Annotated in this window: 17 protein-coding genes and 1 riboswitch; of the genes, 7 read left to right on the top strand and 10 right to left on the bottom strand. The window is 72.6% G+C overall.

All coding sequences use genetic code 11. The features are described from left to right. Positions 1–59 precede the first annotated feature (59 nt). Together H4F90_RS08290 and H4F90_RS08285 are read left to right on the top strand one after the other, a co-directional pair. A complete protein-coding gene (locus H4F90_RS08290; protein WP_182663426.1) occupies positions 60–440 on the top strand; it encodes a PEP-CTERM sorting domain-containing protein in 381 nt (126 codons plus the stop codon). A gap of 71 nt (positions 441–511) precedes the next feature. Further along, positions 512–889, top strand: coding sequence for a hypothetical protein (locus H4F90_RS08285; RefSeq protein ID WP_182663424.1), 378 nt, complete (start codon positions 512–514; stop codon positions 887–889). 16 nt (positions 890–905) lie between these two features. Here H4F90_RS08285 and H4F90_RS08280 read toward each other — a convergent pair whose 3' ends face one another. The 3 genes from H4F90_RS08280 to H4F90_RS08270 all read right to left on the bottom strand — a co-directional run bounded on the left by H4F90_RS08280 (position 906) and on the right by H4F90_RS08270 (position 5259). Then, positions 906–2132 (bottom strand): multifunctional CCA addition/repair protein, encoded by a 1227-nt coding sequence (locus H4F90_RS08280; RefSeq protein WP_182663860.1) that lies wholly within the window; start codon positions 2130–2132, stop codon positions 906–908. Between the two features lie 14 nt (positions 2133–2146). Further along, positions 2147–3103 (bottom strand): complex I NDUFA9 subunit family protein, encoded by a 957-nt coding sequence (locus H4F90_RS08275; protein ID WP_182663422.1) that lies wholly within the window; start codon positions 3101–3103, stop codon positions 2147–2149. An 80-nt stretch (positions 3104–3183) separates the two neighbouring features. Next, positions 3184–5259, bottom strand: a complete 2076-nt coding sequence (locus H4F90_RS08270; protein ID WP_182663420.1) for a lytic transglycosylase domain-containing protein — start codon at positions 5257–5259, stop codon at positions 3184–3186. A gap of 184 nt (positions 5260–5443) precedes the next feature. Between H4F90_RS08270 and H4F90_RS08265 the strand changes: the two genes are divergently transcribed. Further along, positions 5444–6064: a 5-formyltetrahydrofolate cyclo-ligase gene (locus tag H4F90_RS08265; RefSeq protein WP_407926175.1), complete on the top strand. Its 621-nt coding sequence runs from the start codon at positions 5444–5446 to the stop codon at positions 6062–6064. After that, a complete protein-coding gene (locus H4F90_RS08260) occupies positions 6061–6900 on the top strand; it encodes a PPK2 family polyphosphate kinase (protein ID WP_328700864.1) in 840 nt (279 codons plus the stop codon). The genes H4F90_RS08265 and H4F90_RS08260 overlap by 4 nt, the downstream gene beginning before the upstream one ends. Positions 6901–6910: 10 nt before the next feature. Here H4F90_RS08260 and H4F90_RS08255 read toward each other — a convergent pair whose 3' ends face one another. The 6 genes from H4F90_RS08255 to H4F90_RS08230 form a co-directional block, all read right to left on the bottom strand. Further along, positions 6911–7525, bottom strand: a complete 615-nt coding sequence (locus tag H4F90_RS08255; RefSeq protein ID WP_182663416.1) for an OmpW/AlkL family protein — start codon at positions 7523–7525, stop codon at positions 6911–6913. A gap of 152 nt (positions 7526–7677) precedes the next feature. Beyond that, complete coding sequence (metF, locus tag H4F90_RS08250) at positions 7678–8535, bottom strand: methylenetetrahydrofolate reductase [NAD(P)H] (protein ID WP_182663414.1); 858 nt, start codon at positions 8533–8535, stop codon at positions 7678–7680. Continuing rightward, the gene (locus tag H4F90_RS08245) at positions 8532–9317 is read right to left on the bottom strand and encodes a TlyA family RNA methyltransferase (RefSeq protein WP_182663412.1); all 786 of its coding nucleotides are present in this window, start codon (positions 9315–9317) and stop codon (positions 8532–8534) included. Before H4F90_RS08245 ends, metF begins: the two co-directional genes overlap by 4 nt. A gap of 169 nt (positions 9318–9486) precedes the next feature. Next, positions 9487–10923 carry an adenosylhomocysteinase gene (ahcY, locus tag H4F90_RS08240; protein ID WP_182663410.1) on the bottom strand — a complete coding sequence of 479 codons (1437 nt, stop codon included), beginning with the start codon at positions 10921–10923 and terminating at the stop codon, positions 9487–9489. Positions 10924–11009: 86 nt separating this feature from the next. Further along, positions 11010–11101, bottom strand: a riboswitch (S-adenosyl-L-homocysteine riboswitch). Between the two features lie 105 nt (positions 11102–11206). Next, a complete protein-coding gene (gene ybeY, locus H4F90_RS08235) occupies positions 11207–11686 on the bottom strand; it encodes an rRNA maturation RNase YbeY (RefSeq protein ID WP_182663408.1) in 480 nt (159 codons plus the stop codon). A 12-nt stretch (positions 11687–11698) separates the two neighbouring features. Beyond that, positions 11699–12661, bottom strand: coding sequence for a PhoH family protein (locus H4F90_RS08230; protein WP_182663406.1), 963 nt, complete (start codon positions 12659–12661; stop codon positions 11699–11701). A gap of 248 nt (positions 12662–12909) precedes the next feature. Here H4F90_RS08230 and H4F90_RS08225 point away from each other — a divergent pair, with 248 nt between their 5' ends. From H4F90_RS08225 to ruvA, 3 genes are read left to right on the top strand one after another with little or no spacing between them, the layout of a single operon-like run. After that, a complete protein-coding gene (locus tag H4F90_RS08225; RefSeq protein WP_182663404.1) occupies positions 12910–14682 on the top strand; it encodes a sensor histidine kinase in 1773 nt (590 codons plus the stop codon). 58 nt (positions 14683–14740) lie between these two features. After that, positions 14741–15400: a response regulator gene (locus H4F90_RS08220; protein ID WP_182663856.1), complete on the top strand. Its 660-nt coding sequence runs from the start codon at positions 14741–14743 to the stop codon at positions 15398–15400. 49 nt (positions 15401–15449) lie between these two features. Then, positions 15450–16043, top strand: coding sequence for a Holliday junction branch migration protein RuvA (gene ruvA / locus H4F90_RS08215; protein ID WP_182663401.1), 594 nt, complete (start codon positions 15450–15452; stop codon positions 16041–16043). Between the two features lie 8 nt (positions 16044–16051). Here the strand turns inward: ruvA and mutY are convergent, their stop codons facing one another. Then, on the bottom strand, positions 16052–17167 hold the full coding sequence (gene mutY / locus H4F90_RS08210) for an A/G-specific adenine glycosylase (protein WP_182663399.1): 1116 nt from the start codon (positions 17165–17167) through the stop codon (positions 16052–16054). Positions 17168–17176: the final 9 nt, after the last annotated feature.

The following is a 17176-nucleotide window of genomic DNA, read 5'->3' as shown; positions in this document are numbered from 1 at the left end:
AGGGGCGGGGCCTCGGGCCCGCAGCCCCGCGCGTCGCCCTCCACGACCGCCGCCTGACCATGAAACCCTCTCCCAAGCCCCCGGGCCCCCGCTTGCTGGCCGCCGCCTTGCTGGCCGGGGCGGCCCAGGGGGCAAGCGCGACCACGATGCCGCCGGAGTCCGAGCTGCCCGCGCCGCGTCCAGGCGGTCCCTGGACCGCTTCGGCCTCCAGCCCCCCGAAGCCGGGGGGTGGGTCTCGCCCCGGCGCCCACCTGGACCTGCCCGCCGGGCAGGGGCTGGCCGTGGCCGCACGCGGCACGCCCGCTCCGGCACGCCCGGCCCCTGCGCCCGCCGGCCTGGGCACGCCCGTGCCCGAGCCCAGCACCACGGCCCTGACCCTGCTGGGCGGGGTGGCCCTGCTGGCCTGGCGGCGGCTCACGCGAGCCCGCGACCGGGACTGAGGCGAGCCGCCTTCACGCCATGCGCGGCGGCTAGAGTCGGGTTTCATCCCCCTCTGCCCGAAAGGCCCCCGATGACCCGGATCGCCCTCTCCCGCCCCGCCCTGGCCGGCCTGCTGGCCGCCGCCCTGTTCAGCGGGGGGGCCCAGGCCGCCCCGAGCTGCGCCGACCAGGCCAGCGAGAAGAAGCTGGCCGGTGCCGCCAAGACCAGCTTCCTCAAGAAGTGCGAACGCGAAGCCGGCCCCAGCGCCTGTGCCGCCCAGGCGGCCGAGAAGAAGCTGGCCGGCGCCGCCAAGACCAGCTTCCTCAAGAAGTGCGAGGCCGAGGCCGGCGCCGCCCCGGCGCCGGCCCCCGAAGCCGCCTGCCAGGCGCAGGCCGAGGGCAAGAAGCTGGCGGGCGCCGCGCGCAGCAGCTTCGTGAAGAAGTGCGTGGCCGACGCGGCCGCGAAGTGATCCGGCGCGGCCGGGCTCAGGCCGCCAGCGCCTGGGCCACGGCCGCTTCGCGCGCGGCCGCGATGGCCGCGCCGACGGCCGGCCCGCGGGCCCCGCGGGCCGCGGCATCCGCGGCCACCGCGGCGGTGTCGACCGCCTGGGCCGCGGCCAGCGCCGCGGCCAGGCGTTCGGCCTGCGGATAGGGCGCCTCGGCCCGGCCGAGGCGGCCACGTGCATCGCAGGTGCAGGCCTGCAGGAGTTCGGCGAAGGCCGCGGGCTTGCGGAAGGCGTCGCAGCGCTCCAGCAGGCGCAGCAGGGCCGCGGCGCCGAAGCCGCCGCTGGCGTGGACGTTGCCGTGCTCGCGGGCCACGCGCTCGGCCAGCTCGGCACAGTCCCGGGGCACGCGCAGGCGGGCGTGCACGGCGCGCAGCAGCTCGACGCTGCGGCCTTCGTGGCCCAGGTGGCGCGGCAGAATGTCGGGCGGCGTCGTGCCCTTGCCCAGGTCGTGGCCCAGGGCCGCCCAGCGCACGGTCAGCGGCACGCCCAGGCCGGCGGCATGGTCGATCACCATCATCACGTGCACGCCGGTGTCGACCTCGGGGTGGTGCTCGGCCCGCTGCGGCACGCCCCAGAGCCGGTCCAGCTCGGGCAGCAGGCGGGCCAGGGCACCGGCCTCGCGCAGCACGGTGAACATGCGCGAGGGCCGGGCTTCCATCAGGCCGCGGGCCAGTTCCTGCCAGACGCGCTCGGGCACCAGGGCATCGACCTCGCCCGCGGCGACCATGGCCTGCATCAGCGCCAGGGTCTCGGGGGCGACGCTGAAATCGTCGAAGCGGGCCGCGAAGCGGGCCAGGCGCAGGATGCGCACCGGGTCTTCCGCAAAGGCCGGCGAGACATGGCGCAGCACCTTGGCCGCCAGGTCGCGCTGGCCGCCGTGGGGGTCGATCAGGGTGCCGTCGGCCGCGCGGGCCATGGCGTTGATGGTCAGGTCGCGGCGCAGCAGGTCCTCGTCCAGCGTCACGTCCGGCGCGGCATGCACGAGGAAGCCGTGGTAGCCGGGCGCGGTCTTGCGCTCGGTGCGGGCCAGGGCCACTTCCTCGCGCGTCTGCGGATCGAGGAAGACCGGGAAGTCGCGGCCGACCGGGGTGTAGCCGGCCGCCAGGAGCTGCTCGGGCGTGGCGCCCACCACCACCCAGTCGCGGTCGTGTACCGGCCGGCCGAGCAGGGCGTCGCGGACCGCGCCGCCGACCTCGTAGCGCTGCATCGCCACGCGGCCGCTCAGCGACGCGCCAGGGAGCGCCAGGCGTCGAGCCGGCTGGCCGAGGCGCCGCCGCCGAGGTAGCCCGGCGCCACCGCCTCCAGCGCGGTCGGCGCGAGGCCCAGGCGCGCCAGGCCCGGCAGCCGGCCGCTGGCGATGTTGGGCGCCTTCATGGAATCGAGGTTGTCGGCGCTCATCAGCGGTTCGCCGGGCAGCAGGCCCATGACGGCGGCCTGCAGGCGACCGACCGGGTCGGGCATGGGCAGCACCGGGCGCGGCACGCCGGCCAGGCGGCCGGCCAGTCGCACCAGCTCGGCCAGGGTCCAGACGCGCGGGCCGGCGGCCTCGATCGTCTCGCCGGCGGTGCTGGCGTCGTCCAGGCAACGCACGAGCGCCTCGGCCACGTCCTGCACCCAGACCGGCTGGAACTGCGCGTCGGCGCCGGCCAGCGGCAGCAGCGGCGCCACGGTCTGGAGGGCGGCGAAGGTGTTCAGGAAGCGGTCGCCCGCCCCGAAGATGACCGAGGGCCGCAGGACGGTCAGCCCGGGGGCGCCGGCCTCGCGCAGCGCGGCCTCGCCGGCCGCCTTGCTGCGCAGGTAGTGCGAGGGCGCATCGGCCGCCACGCCCAGGGCGCTGACATGCAGGAGCCGGCCCACGCCGGCCGCCCGCGCCGCCCGCCCGACCTTGGCCGGCAGTTCGACATGCACGCGCTGGAAGTCCGCCGGGCGGCCGTGCAGGATGGCGACGAGGTGGATGACCGCCTCGCAGCCCTGCATCAGCCGGACGAGCTGGGCCTCGTCGTGGACATCGGCCGCGAGCAGCTCGACCGAGGGCAGGGTGCCGATGCGGCCCTTCGCGCGCTCGGGCCGGCGGCTGGGCACGCGCAGCACGGTCGCCGGGCCGTGGCGGCGCAGCAGGGCTTCGCAGAGGGCGGTACCGACGAAGCCGGTGCCCCCGAGGATCAGCAGCTTGGGCATGGCAGCTTCCAGGTCAGGGATGGGGCGGGGACAGGCCGCGGGGCGGTCTGCGCGGGCAGGGCGGAGGGGTGCACAGCGACTCAGGGCAGCTCGGCCTCGCCGGGCTTCTCGGCCGACACGCGCGGGCCGATGGTCAGGCCCAGGCGGCTGCGCAGCGACTGCGGCTGGCCGCTGAGCAGCGCGGCATAGGCGGTGGTGTTGGACAGCACCTTCTTCACGTAGTCGCGGGTCTCGCTGAAGGGGATGTTCTCTGTCCAGACGGCGGCATCGAGGGGCGGGCCCTCGCGCCACTTGCGCGGCCGGCTCGGGCCGGCGTTGTAGCCGGCAGCCGCCATGGGGTGCGAGCCCTCGAAGCTGTCGAGCACCAGCTTCAGGTAGCCGGTGCCCAGGCGCAGGTTGAGGCTGCGGTCGGTGAGGGCCTGCGGATCGAGGTTCAGGCCCAGCTTGCGGGCGGTCCACTTGGCGGTGGCCGGCATGATCTGCATCAGGCCCGAGGCGCCGACGCTGGAGCGCGCGTCCAGGATGAAGCGCGATTCCTGCCGGATCAGGCCGTAGACATAGGCCGGGTCCAGGCCCTGCTCGCGCGCCCGGGCCACGACCTCCCCGCGGAAGGGCATGGGGAAGCGCTGCTGCATGTCGACCTCGACCCGCGTGCGCTCGCTGGTGTTGATGCAACGGTCCCAGATCTCGCGATCGCAGGCCAGCTGGGCGGCCGCGAGCAGCTCGCGGTCGTCCAGGCCGCGGATGCTGTAGTTCCACTCGCGCACGCCTTCGCTGCGCAGGCCGATCTCGATCAGGCCCAGCGCACGCTGCAGGCCGGGGCGGGCCGCGGCGGCCTGGCGCTCGGCGGGGGTCAGCGGCTGCGGCGCGGGCGGCAGCACGGTCGGCCGGCCGAGGGCCTCCAGCGCGAGCTTGCCGTGGTAGTTCAGCGGGCTGGCGATGCTGGCGTAGAGGCGGCGGGCCTCGGCGTCGAGCATGGCGCCATCCTGGCTGTCGGGCGCGATGGCCTGCAGGCCGCGGGCCTTCCAGTAGACCCAGGTCGGATCGTTCTGGTCCTCGGCCGGCAGGGCCTGGATGGCCTGCAGCACCTGCTGCCAGCGGCCCTTGCCGCCGTTGGCGCGCAGCGCCGCGCGCGCCTGCCAGGCATAGGTGTCGTCGGCGGTGCCGTGCGGGCCCACCCCCAGGCGCTGGGCGCGCTGGTAGTGGTCGGGCGCCTCGGGCGAAAGCTTCAGCGCAGCCTGCTTGCCGAGGCTGGCCCAGACCCAGCCGGCGGTGGCCGGCGGCAGGTCCTCGGTCCAGCGGGCGTGCATGGCGCGCACGGCCTCGTCGACGTCGCGGGCACCGAGGCGGATGAGCGCCAGGGCGGCGAGCTCCTGCCCGCGCGGACCGACCGGGCCGGCGTGGCGGGCCAGGTAGCGGGCCGGGTTGTCGAAGAGGGCCTCCAGCGCGGCCTCGGCGTCCAGCAGACCGGCCGCCTGCACGGCGGCCGCGCGACGGTTGGCCTCGGTGCTCAGGCGCAGCTTGTGCCAGATCGCGCTGTCGGGCAGCTGGCCGGCCTCGCGCAGGCCGCGGGCCAGGGCGTGGCAGGCCTCGTCGGCGTCTTTCTGCGCCCACCAGGTGCGCAGGGGGTCGCCGGATGCAGGCGCGCCGGTCTGCAGCCGGGCCAGGGCCACGTGGCAGTGCACGCGGCGGTCGTCGTCGAGCACGAAGCGCGGGTATTCGGCCAGCAGGGCCGGCCAGGCGCGGCGACGGCCCAGTTCCAGCAGCCAGTCGTTGCGCAAGCGGTCTTCGAGGTAGCTGCCGGGCCAGCGCGCGTAGAAGGCATCCAGGTCGGCCTGGCTGGCGCTGTCGAGACGGTTGGCGAGTTCCCAGTAGTCGGGCCAGATGGCCAGCGGATGGCCGGTGGCCGCCGCGCTGCCGCGCAGCGCAAGCAGACGGGCCCGATCCCGGCGGCGGGCGGCCTCGCGGGCCTCGGTGACGAGGTTGGCGACATCCTGCGGCACAGGGGCCACGCGCGTCGCCGCCGGCGGCGCGGCGGGGGGGCTGAGGGGGGCCCCGGCCGCCCCCAGGCTGAGGGTCAGCAGCAGACCGGACAGGCCGACCGACCCCAGCCGGCCAAGGGCCAGCGGCCAGGAAAGAAGGACGTTCGGGAGCATGCGGAACACCGGATCGCGACAGGGCGGCACGGCAGGCGCCCCCCAGTGCGGATCACTGTACCCGAGGCCCTCCGGCGACAGGTGGGCGGGGGGTGGGCCGGCCGGCCGGTCGCGGCCCTGTGGACAATGCCGATTTCACGGACGCACCCCCGGTGCAGCCGCCCCGACCTTGCCGAGGATGCCGATGCCGCCCCTGCCCTTCGACCCGCTGTCCCTGCCGCGCGACAAGAAGCAGCTGCGCCGCCTGCTGCAGGCCGAGCGCCAGGCCCTGCCCGACCGCCTGGAGCGCGCGGTGCAGCTGCAGAGCGTGCTGCGGATCTGGCTGGCCACCCGCCCGGACCACACCATCGGCGCCTACTGGCCGATCAAGGGCGAGTTCGACCCCCTGCCCGCCCTGCACCGCTGGACGGAGGGCAGCGGCCATGGCACCGGCGACGGGCCGCCGCGCCGCATCGGCCTGCCGGTGATGAACCGCGAGACCAAGCAACTGCGCTTCCTGCAGTGGTACCCGGGCTGCCCGATGGAGCACGACGCCTACGACATCCCGAAGCCGCAGGGGACCGACCTGGTCACGCCGACGCTGCTGATCGTGCCCTGCGTGGGCTACGGCCCTGGCGGCCTGCGCCTGGGCTATGGCGGCGGCTTCTACGACCGCACCCTCGCCGCGCTGAGCCCGCGGCCCTACACCGTCGGCATCGGCTATGCGCACGGCCACATCCCCTGGCTGGAGGCCGAGCCGCACGACATTCCCCTCGACACCCTGCTGACCGAGGAAGGCGTGATCTGGCAGCGGGACGGCGCGTGAAGGCCGACGCCGCCTGGACGGTGCGCGGCCCGCTGCGCCTGGCCGACCACGACCCCGGCGCCCGGCCCGCACGCAGCAGCAGCCGCGAGGCCGACCAGGCCCGGCTCGAGGCCCTGGCACTGGAAATCGACCGCCTCCAGACCCTGATGTGGGCCCAGGGCCAGGCGCCGGGCCCGCAGGCCGCGCGTGCGCCGCGCCTGCTGCTGGTGCTGCAGGGCATGGACACCAGCGGCAAGGACGGCACGGCACGGGCCGTCTTCGGCCGCTGCAGCCCGCTGGGCGTGCGGGTGGCGGCCTTCAAGGCCCCGACGGAGGAAGAGCGCGCCCGCGACTTCCTCTGGCGCGTGCACGCCCAGGTGCCGCGCGCCGGCGAGCTGGTGATCTTCAACCGCAGCCACTACGAGGACGTGCTGGTGCCGGTGGTGGAAGGCGGCATCGACGCGGCCGAGCGCGACCGCCGCCTGGCGCAGATCAAGGCCTTCGAGCGCCTGCTGGTGGAAAGCGGCACGACGCTGCTCAAGTGCTTCCTGCACCTGTCCAAGGCCGAGCAGGCCAGGCGCCTGCAGGCGCGGCTAGACGACCCCGACAAGCGCTGGAAATTCCAGGCCAGCGACCTGGCCACCCGCGCGAAGTGGGATGCCTACCAAGCCGCCTACGAAACCGCGCTGGCCGCCACGTCCACCGCCCAGGCGCCCTGGCAGCTGATCCCGGCCGACAGCAAGAGCAACCGCAACCTCATGGTGGCCGAGCGGGTGGTCGAGGCCCTGCGCGCGCTGAAGCTGCAGGCACCGCCGACCGACCCGGCCCTGGCCGGGCTGCGGATCGACGGCGACTGAAGGCCCGCGTTCAGAAGCGGTAGCCGAGACCGACGCTCCACAGCGTCGGGTCCACATTCAGCGTGCCGAGGCGGGCACCGCCGGCCGAGACCTCGGTGTCGAGCCAGACCTTCTTCACGTCCAGGTTCAGCAGCCAGCCCCCGCCGAGCGGCAGGTCCACGCCCGCGCCCAGGGCCGGGCCGACACTGCTGCGGTCGATCTTCACGCCGGCCGGCAGCTCGACGCTGGAGAAGCGGGTGAAGTTGAGACCGGCACTGACATAGGGCCGCCAGCCGTCCAGGCCGCTCACGTGGTACTGCAGGCTCAGCACCGGCGGCAGGTGGCGCAGGCTGCCGATGTCGCTGCCGGCCGAGCGCAGATGCTGCTTCTGCGGCGTGGTCAGCACCAGTTCGACCGCCCAGTTGGGCGTGAGGAAGCGGGTGACGTCCAGCTCGGGCAGCCAGCGCGCGTTGATCGACAGGTCAAGGCCGGTGGTGTCGTGGTTGCGCGGGTCGAGCCGGGTGGCGCGGCCCCGGACGATCCAGTCGCCGGTGTCGGCCGGGGCGGCTGCGGCAGGCAGGGCGGCCAGGCCGGCACAGGCGGCGAGCAGCAGGGGGGCCAGGGCCTGGGCGGGGGTGCGGGTCATGGTGAACTCTCCTTGGAAACCATCGCTGGGATGGATCCATTGGAGAGCCCGGGCCCGCGGCGGGCCTTGCGCCGCATCAAGCGCGGCATGCGGCGGGTTTGTCGCAGATCAAGGGCCGTGCACGCCGGCTGCCCGGCGCGCACGGCAGGGCCTCAGCGCATCAGGCGCTTGCAGATCTCCAGCGACAGGGCCGACTGGTTCAGCGTGTAGAAGTGAAGGGCCGGCACCCCGTGCGAGAGCAGGCGCTCGCACAGCCGGGTCACCACCTCCAGGCCGAAGCTGCGGATGGAGGCCACGTCGTCCATGTAGCCCTCCATCTTCAGCTGCACCCAGCGCGGGATCTCGATGCCGTCGCGCTGCGCGAACTGCGCGATCCGCGCGTAGTTGTGGAAGGGCATGATGCCGGGGACGATCGGCACGTCCACGCCACGGGCGCGCGCTTCCTCGACGAAATGGAAGTAGGCGTCGGCGTTGTAGAAGAACTGCGTGATGGCCGCGGTCGCACCGGCCTTCACCTTCTGCGCGAAGTAGTCGATGTCGCGGCGCGCGTAGCGCTGCTGCGGGTGGTACTCGGGGTAGGCGGCCACCTCGATCTTCAGCTCGGGGCCCTCGCTCTCGCGGATGAACTCGATCAGCTCGCTCGCGTAGCGGAACTCGCCGGCCGTGCCCGTGCCGCTGGGCAGGTCGCCGCGCAGCGCCACGATGCGCCGGATGCCCTGCTTGCGGTAGGTCGCCAGGATCTCGGCGATGTTCTCGCGGGTCGAGCCGATGCACGACAGGTGCGGCGCGGCCTCGTAGCCGAGCGCGGCGATGTCGGCCACGGTCGAGAGCGTGCGCTCGCGGGTCGAGCCGCCGGCGCCGTAGGTGACGCTGAAGAACTCGGGCGAGACAGGGGCCAGCTCGCGCACCACGGTCTTGAGCTTCTCGGCGCCGGCCTCGGTGTTGGGCGGGAAGAACTCGAAACTGACCGGCAGCGGCAGGCTGCGGCCTTCGGAAGGGGGGGAACTCATGAAGGGGACTCCTCGGGCGGCGAGGCCACCGCCCAGACGAAAAATTCCTGATTGCCATCGCCCCCGGCCAGGGCGCTGGGAAAGTAGTCACGCACGGTCCAGGCCAGGGCCTGGCAGGCCTCGCGCACGGCCTGCTCCAGCAGCGGGTAGCGGCTGGCGTCCTTGACCAGGCCGCCGCGGCCGACATGCTCCGGCCCCAGCTCGAACTGCGGCTTGATGAGCAGCAGGGCCTGGCCGCCCGGACGCAGCCAGGGCGCAAGGTCGACCAGCGAGCGGCTCATCGGGATGAAGGACAGGTCGCCGACCAGCAGGTCGAAGCCGCCGGCCGGCGCCGCATCCGCCAGGGCCGATCCGACCAGCTGCCGCACATGCAGGCCTTCGAGCGCGAGCAGACGCGGGTGCCCGGCCAGCCGCGGATGCAGCTGGCCATGGCCGACGTCGAAACCGACCACCCGCGCCGCGCCGCGCGTCAGCAGCACCTCGCTGAAGCCCCCGGTGCTCTGGCCGGCATCCAGGGCCTGCAGCCCGGCCGGATCCAGCCCGGTGTGGGCCAGCGCCGCCTCGAGCTTCAGCCCGCCGCGCGAGACCCAGCGGGTCTCGGCATCGTCGGTGACCTGCAGCTCGCAGTCCTCCGCCAGCGCCTCGCCGGCCTTGCGCGGGAGCTGCCAGGACAGGTCGGGCGCCAGCCGCCAGCGCACCGCGCCATGCTCGATCAGCCGCTGCGCAGCCGAGCGGCTCGGGGCCAGCCCGCGCTGCACGAGCAACTGATCAATTCGCGGCATGACGCATGAAGGACGACTCAGACTCCGGCACGATTCCAGCGGACGCCTCGGAGCCGGCAACAAAGCACGCTTACCCCAGCAAGCCCCCAGCAGACGCGGTGGATCCGGCTCCGCCGGTCCACCCGCGTCGCCCCCTCGAGGGGGCGGCCGAAGGCCGTAGGGGGGGAGCTCAATACCGGTAGGTGTTGGCCTTGTACGGGCCTTCCTTCTTCACGCCGATGTAGGCGGCCTGCTCGTCGGTCAGCTCGGTCAGCTGGGCACCGACCTTCTTCAGGTGCAGGCGGGCGACCTTCTCGTCGAGGTGCTTGGGCAGCACATAGACCTTGCCCACCTCGTAGGCCTCGGGCTTGGTGAACAGCTCGATCTGGGCGATCGTCTGGTTCGCGAAGCTCGACGACATCACGAAGCTCGGGTGGCCGGTGGCGCAGCCCAGGTTGACCAGGCGGCCCTTGGCCAGCAGGGTGATCTTCTTGCCGTCCGGGAAGGTGATGTGGTCGACCTGCGGCTTGATCTCGTCCCAGACCAGGCCTTCGAGCGAAGCCACGTCGATCTCGTTGTCGAAGTGGCCGATGTTGCAGACGATGGCCTCGTCCTTCATGACGGCCATGTGCTCGTAGCGCAGCACGCTCTTGTTGCCGGTGGCGGTCACGAAGATGTCGGCCTTGTCGGCGGCGTACTCCATCGTGACGACCTTGTAGCCTTCCATCGCGGCCTGCAGGGCGTTGATCGGGTCGATCTCGGTCACCCAGACCTGGGCCGACAGCGCACGCAGGGCCTGGGCCGAGCCCTTGCCCACGTCGCCGTAGCCGGCCACCACGGCGACCTTGCCGGCGATCATCACGTCGGTCGCGCGCTTGATCGAGTCGACCAGCGATTCGCGGCAGCCGTAGAGGTTGTCGAACTTGCTCTTGGTGACGCTGTCGTTGACGTTGATCGCGCGGAACATCAGCGAACCCTTCGCCGACATTTCGTTCAGGCGCAGCACGCCGGTGGTGGTCTCTTCGGTCACGCCGAGGATCTGGGCGCTCTTGCGCGAGTACCAGGTCGGATCCTGGGCCAGCTTGGCCTTGATCGCGGTGAACAGGCAGATCTCTTCCTCGCTGCCCGGGTTGGCCAGCACCGACAGGTCCTTCTCGGCCTTCTTGCCCAGGTGCATCAGCAGGGTCGCGTCGCCCCCGTCGTCGAGGATCATGTTCGGGCCTTCGCCCTCGGTGCCGGCGGCGCCGAAATCGAAGATGCGATGGGTGTAGTCCCAGTAGTCGGCCAGGGTCTCGCCCTTGTAGGCGAAGACCGGGGTACCGGCGGCGACCAGCGCGGCGGCGGCGTGGTCCTGGGTCGAGAAGATGTTGCACGAGGCCCAGCGAACCTGGGCACCCAGGGCCTGCAGGGTCTCGACCAGCACGGCCGTCTGGATGGTCATGTGCAGCGAGCCGGTGATGCGCGCGCCCTTGAGCGGCTGGCTCTTCGCGAACTCTTCGCGGATGGCCATCAGACCGGGCATCTCGGTCTCGGCGATCTTGATTTCCTTGCGGCCCCAGTCGGCCAGCGACAGGTCGGCGACGTGGAAATCCTTCTGGAGGATGGCGGTGTTGACGGGTGCGTTCATGGGGAGCTCCGGTGGAATTCACCGCGACAGCTGCCCTCGGGGCCCGACCCGCAGCATGCGGGACCGACACTCACCAGGCAGGGGTCTGCGGGTGAGCGCCGTTGCCTTGAAGAAGGATCCGAGCCTGGCCGCCGCTCGCCTGGATGGCGGGGGGACGGTTGCAACGCTCCTCGGACGACGCGGATTCTAGGGGCCTCGGCGCCGGCCTGGGTGAAATCCCGAATGTCCCCGCGGCGGGCCGGCCGGCTTCGTGTCAGCTTGCACGCGCGGCAGGCCGGCTGGCTCAGCGGGCGGCGGCGTAGGGGTCGGGCCAGCCCAGGGCCGCCAGGATGGCGGTCTCTCGCGCCTCCATGGCCTCGGCCTCGGCCTCGACTTCGTGGTCCCAGCCCTGGGCATGCAGGGCGCCATGGACGAGCAGGTGCGCGTAGTGCGCAAGCAGTGGCCGGCCGGCGGCGGCGGCCTCGGCTTCGACGACCGGCGCACAGAGGATCAGGTCGGCGCTCAGGGCCGGGCCGTCCGGATCCACCTCGTCCTCGCCATAGGCGAAGGTCAGGACGTTGGTCGCGTAGTCCTTGCCGCGGTAGTCGCGGTTCAGGGCCTGGCCCTCCTCGGCATCCACGATGCGCACCGTCAGCGCGGCGGGCGCCTCCAACGCCGCGCGCAGGCAGCGCTGCACCAGGTGGCGCGGCAGCAGCGCGCGGTGACGGGCATCGGCGAACTGCAGCGAGAGCTGCAGCGGCGGGCGGGCAGGCGGACGGGGCATGGGGGGCAATGCTCAGACGGCAGGGCCGAGCCGGCCCTCGGATTCATAGGCCTCGACGATGCGCGCGACCAGGGGGTGGCGCACGACATCGGCCGAGCCGAAGCGGGTGAAGGCCAGGCCGCGCACGCGACGCAGCACGCGCTCGGCCTCGATCAGGCCGCTCTCGGTGCCCTTGGGCAGGTCGATCTGGCTGACGTCGCCGGTGACCACGGCCTTGCTGCCGAAGCCCAGCCGGGTCAGGAACATCTTCATCTGCTCGGGCGTGGTGTTCTGCGCCTCGTCGAGGATGACGAAGGCATGGTTGAGCGTGCGGCCGCGCATGAAGGCCAGCGGGGCGATCTCGATCGTGCCCTTCTCGAAGGCCTTGCTCACCCGCTCGAAGCCCATCAGGTCGTAGAGCGCGTCGTAGAGCGGCCGCAGGTAGGGATCGACCTTCTGCGCGAGATCGCCCGGCAGGAAGCCCAGGCGCTCGCCGGCCTCGACGGCCGGGCGGGTCAGCACGATGCGCTGGACCTGGTTGCGCTCCAGCGCATCGACCGCGCAGGCCACCGCCAGGAAGGTCTTGCCGGTGCCAGCCGGGCCGATGCCGAAGCTGAGGTCGTGCGCCAGGATGTTGCGCAAGTAGAGGATCTGGTTGGGCGTGCGGCCGGCCAGATCGCTGCGGCGGGTGCGCAGCACCAGGGCGTCCGGATCCTCGGCCGGGTCGGGCGCGGCCTCGCCGCGCTGGGCCGAGACCAGGGCCAGCTGCAGCGCCTCCGGGGGAATCGGGCGGGCCGCGCGCGGGTAGAAGCTCTGCAGCAGGGCCACCGCCGATTCGGCCGCCGCACGCGGGCCTTCGACGCGGAAGCTCTCGTTGCGCCGGCTGATCCGCACGCCCAGCGCGGACTCGATGCGGCGCAGATGCTCGTCGAGCGGGCCGCAGAGGTGGGCCAGCCGGGTGTTGTCCGGGGGGATGAAGGCGTGGCGCAGGATCACGGGGGGGTATGAACGGAAACGGAAGCCAATTGTCGGCGTCCGGCAGTACGGGCGGTGGGCACAATGTGGTGATGTCCGTGCGTCTTCCTTCCGGCCCCAGGTGCCCGCTGCGGCATGCCGCCTGCGGGACGCGCCGAGGACTTGCAGGGCTGGCGATGGTCCTGTTACTCACCCTCGCACAGCTTGCACACGCAGCCCCTGGGGGCGGGAGCCGGCCAGGGACATTCCGATCCGAACCCCTAATTTCCTTGAAGGCGGCCGAATCGCTGACCGTGCCCCATGGCCCCGGGGAGGGCGTGCGCTGGCCGGGTAACTCGCCGCCCCCCGCCGAGGCTCGTTACGCGGCCGTCGAGCTGCCTGACGAATGGGCCGGCAGCCGTCCCGGGCACAGCGGCACGGCGTGGTACCGGATCGACCTGCCCTCGCTGGCTGGCATCCTGCCGAAGCTACCCGCTGTTTACATCCCTCGGGTGTGCTCGACCTACTCCATCTGGCTGAACGGCACGCTGCTTCATCAGGGAGGCGACCTGCAAGAACCCTACACGATGCTGTGCTATCGCGCGCAGCTGGTCAGCCTGCCGCCTGCCTTGCTACGCGAGCGCGGCAACCGGCTGGACATCGCGGTCGCTGGCTACGCGCTGGGCGAGGTAACGGCGCGTCAGCGCGCGGGGGGCCTGTCGGAGATGTACCTCGGCCCGCAGAATCTGATGGCAGAGCTGCGGGATCGCCAGATGTTCTGGAACGTCACGCTGGGCCAGTCCGTCGCGCTGATGTTATTGCTCACGGGGGTTTTCCTCTTCGGTGTGGGCTGGGCCCAGCGCCTGCCCGCAGCCACGTACCTCGGCTTGGTCGGGATTGGGGCGGCTGTGGTGAGCGCGCGACCGGGCTGGACCGAGTCCGGAATGCCGCTGCTGTGGTCCGAAACTGCCTGGACCTGCGCCTACGTACCGGTGGGCGTCTGCGGCGTGCAGTTTCTTCTGCGCCACGCCGGCATCGGACCGTCTCGACGCGACGGCCTGCTGTGGCTGCAGGTACTGCTGGTCCCCATCGCCTTCGCGATTGCCGGACCCCAGCATCGATTTGCGGTGGCCGCCGCCGCATATGCGCTGCTGGTCGCAGAGGTGATCGGGGCGGCAGTGATCTGCCTGCGGGCCAGCTGGCTGGTGCAGGGACGGGATTTCCTCGGCCTGGCCCTGGGCCTGGGGACACTGGTCGCCGCGCTGCTGATCGAGGTCGGCATCCAGGACCGGGTCTTGAGCGTGCCCACCGTGCAACCGGTGCACTTGGCGTTGCCGCCGCTGCTGCTGGCCCTGGTCATGCACGGGACCACCAACTTCTTGACCGTCGTGCGCGCACTGGACGAGACCCGCCGGAGCGTTGAACAACGTATCCGTGAGGCGGTCGTTGATGCCGAGCGACAGCATGCGATCGAGGCGGACCAGCGCGCCGAGCAGATGGCCCAGCGCGAGCGCAAGCGCATCGCCGGCGACCTGCACGACGACCTGGGGGCCAAGCTGCTGACCATCGTCCACACCAGCGGCGACGAGCGCATCTCCACACTCGCACGCGAAGCCCTGGAGGAAATGCGGCTCTCGGTGCGGGGCCTGGCCGGCAAGCCGGTGCAGCTCGGCGATGCGCTGGCCGACTGGCGCTCCGAGACGGTCGGCCGGCTCGGCGAGGCCGGCATCGAGATGGACTGGGTCGGCGACGAGCCCGAGCTGCCGCGTACGCTGTCGGCCCGGACCTATGTGCAGACCACCCGCATCCTGCGCGAGGCGGTCAGCAACATCATCAAGCACAGCGGTGCCTCGCTGTGCAAGGTGCGCTGCAGCCTGGATGCGGACCTGCACATCGTCATCCATGACAACGGCCGCGGCATGCCGGCCGAGATGGATGGCCCCCTCGACCGCGGCCACGGCATCAGCAGCATGAAGAACCGCGCCAAGCAGATGCAGGGGCAGTGCCTGTTCGAGACCGGGCCGGGCTACGGCACCGCGATCCGTCTCACCATCCCCCTGTGAGATGCACGGGGCGGCCGCGGCGCCGGCCCCGGCTGCTAGAGTCAGGCGCATGGACACCGTGCACCGCATCCTGCTGCTTGAAGACCTGCCGGAGATCCGTGCCTGGATGAAGGCGCTGGTCGCCCAGGTCTACCCCGACGCGGTCATCAGCGAGGCCGCCCGCGTGCATGACGCGCGCATGCTCATCGGCACGCACCGGTTCGAGCTGGCACTGATCGACCTGGGCCTGCCCGATGGCTCGGGCACGGACGTGGTCGGCGTGCTGCGCGACGTGCAGCCCGACGCGCGCTCGGTGGTCGTCACCATCCACGACGACGACGAGCACCTCTTTCCCGCCCTGCAGGCCGGCGCCTTCGGCTACATCCTGAAGGAGCAGTCCCGCCAGCAGATCGCCGAACAGCTGCAGCGCATCGCCCAGGGCGAGCCGCCCCTGTCGCCGTCGATTGCCCGGCGGGTGATCCAGTACTTCACCAAGCAGGCCCAGAGCGCGGTCACGCAGGCGGCCAACCCGATGCCGAATGTGTCCTTGACCGAGCGCGAGACCGAGGTGCTGCTGCGCGTGGCCAAGGGCTTCACGCTGCCCGAGATCGGCGTGCAGCTGGGCCTGTCGCGCCACACCATCGCCGACTACGTGAAGCAGATCTACCGCAAGCTCAACGTGAGTTCGCGCGCCGAGGCCGCGCTGGAGGCGCAGCGCCTGGGCCTGTTCCGCCGCTGATGCGCGCGGCCCCTGTCCGCCGCCGGCCGCCTGCCGGGGGAGTGTCCTCATGATCGGCCAGCTCCGCGGCCTGCTGCTGGCCAAGACGCCGCCGCAGGTGCTCGTCGAGGTGCAGGGCGTCGGCTACGAGGTCGACGTGCCCATGTCCAGCTTCTACCTGCTGCCCGGCCTGGGCGAGCCGGTGACGCTGCGCACCCATTTCATCGTCCGCGAGGACGCGCAGCTGCTGTTCGGCTTCCTCAGCGAAGCCGAGCGCAGCAGCTTCCGCCAGCTGATCCGAATCAGCGGCGTCGGGCCGAAGATGGCGCTGGCGCTGCTCTCGGGCCTGTCGGTCGAGGACCTGGCCCAGGCCGTGGCCCGCCAGGATGCGAGCCGCCTGGTCAAGGTGCCGGGCATCGGCAAGAAGACGGCGGAGCGCCTGCTGCTGGAGCTCAAGGGCAAGATCGCCCCGGCGCTGGACCTGCCCGCAGGCAGCCCGGCCGCAAGCGGCGACGGCTCGGCCGAGGCCCAGGCCGACATCCTGCAGGCCCTGATCGCGCTGGGCTACAGCGAGCGCGAAGCCCAGGCCGCCGTGAAGGCCCTGCCCGCGGGCAGCAGCGTGGCCGACGGCATCCGCCGCGCACTGCGCAGCCTGGCCGGCTGAGGCCGGGCTCAGGCACCGAGCAGCTTCTTCAGGGGGGCCGGCAGGGCCAGGCCGGCCCAGGCCGAAGGCGGCTGCCAGCGGCCGGGCAGCAGGCCTTCTGGCAGGGCCGCCGGCCGGGCCGGCAGCAGCAGGCGGCGCGGATGCAGCACCCAATCGAAATGGGTCAGCGCATGCTGCAGCGTGGGTTGCAGCTCGACCTGCAGATCGAGGCCCAGGCCTGCCGCCAGGGCCTCGATCTGCTGCTGAAGCCCCATTTCGCCCTCGATGAGCGGCAGGGTCCAGAGCCCCGCCCACACCCCCGCGGCAGGGCGCTGCTGCATCCAGACCGCGCCGTCGGGTGCAACAAGCCACAGCCAGTGGTGCTCGCGGCGACCGCGCTGCAGGCGTGGGCCGCGCAGGGGATAAGCCTCGGGCCGGCCCTCGGCACGGGCCACGCAGCGATCGGCCAGCGGGCAGAGAACGCAGGCCGGCGAGCGTGGCGTGCAGACGGTGGCGCCCAGATCCATCAGGCCCTGGGTGTAGGCCGGCATGTCCTCCGCGGCGTCCGGCAGCAGGGCCTCCGCGCGGGCCCAGAGCCGGCGTTCAGCCGCGGCCCCCTGCAGCGGCTCGCCCAGGCCGAAGGCGCGCGCCAGCACGCGCTTGACATTGCCATCCAGGATGGCGGCCCGCTCGCCGAAACAGAAGGCGGCAATGGCCGCGGCCGTCGAACGGCCGATGCCCGGCAGGGCCTGCAGGCCCGCGGCGGTGGCGGGAAAGCAGCCCCCATGCTCGGCGACCACGGCCTGCGCGCCAGCATGCAGCAGGCGCGCACGGCGGTAGTAGCCCAGGCCGGCCCAGGCGGCCAGCACCTCGTCGAGCGGCGCGGCGGCCAGGGCCTGCACGTCCGGGAAACGCTGCAGGAAACGGCCGTAGTAGGCCAGCACGGTCTTGACCTGGGTCTGCTGCAGCATGACTTCCGACAGCCAGACGCGGTAGGGATCGCGCGTGGCCTGCCAGGGCAGGGCATGGCGGCCGTGGCGGCGCTGCCAGGCGACGACGGTGGCCGGCCAGTCCGCCCTGACGGTCGGCTCGAAGGGAGCGGCGGCTTCGCGCAGGCGGCCGACGGCGGGGCGGTCTTTGGACATGGACAGGCT

This window comes from Aquariibacter albus (assembly GCF_014145335.1).
Classification (GTDB): domain Bacteria; phylum Pseudomonadota; class Gammaproteobacteria; order Burkholderiales; family Burkholderiaceae_C; genus Aquariibacter; species Aquariibacter albus.
This window is presented reverse-complemented; position numbering and strand designations above follow the sequence as displayed.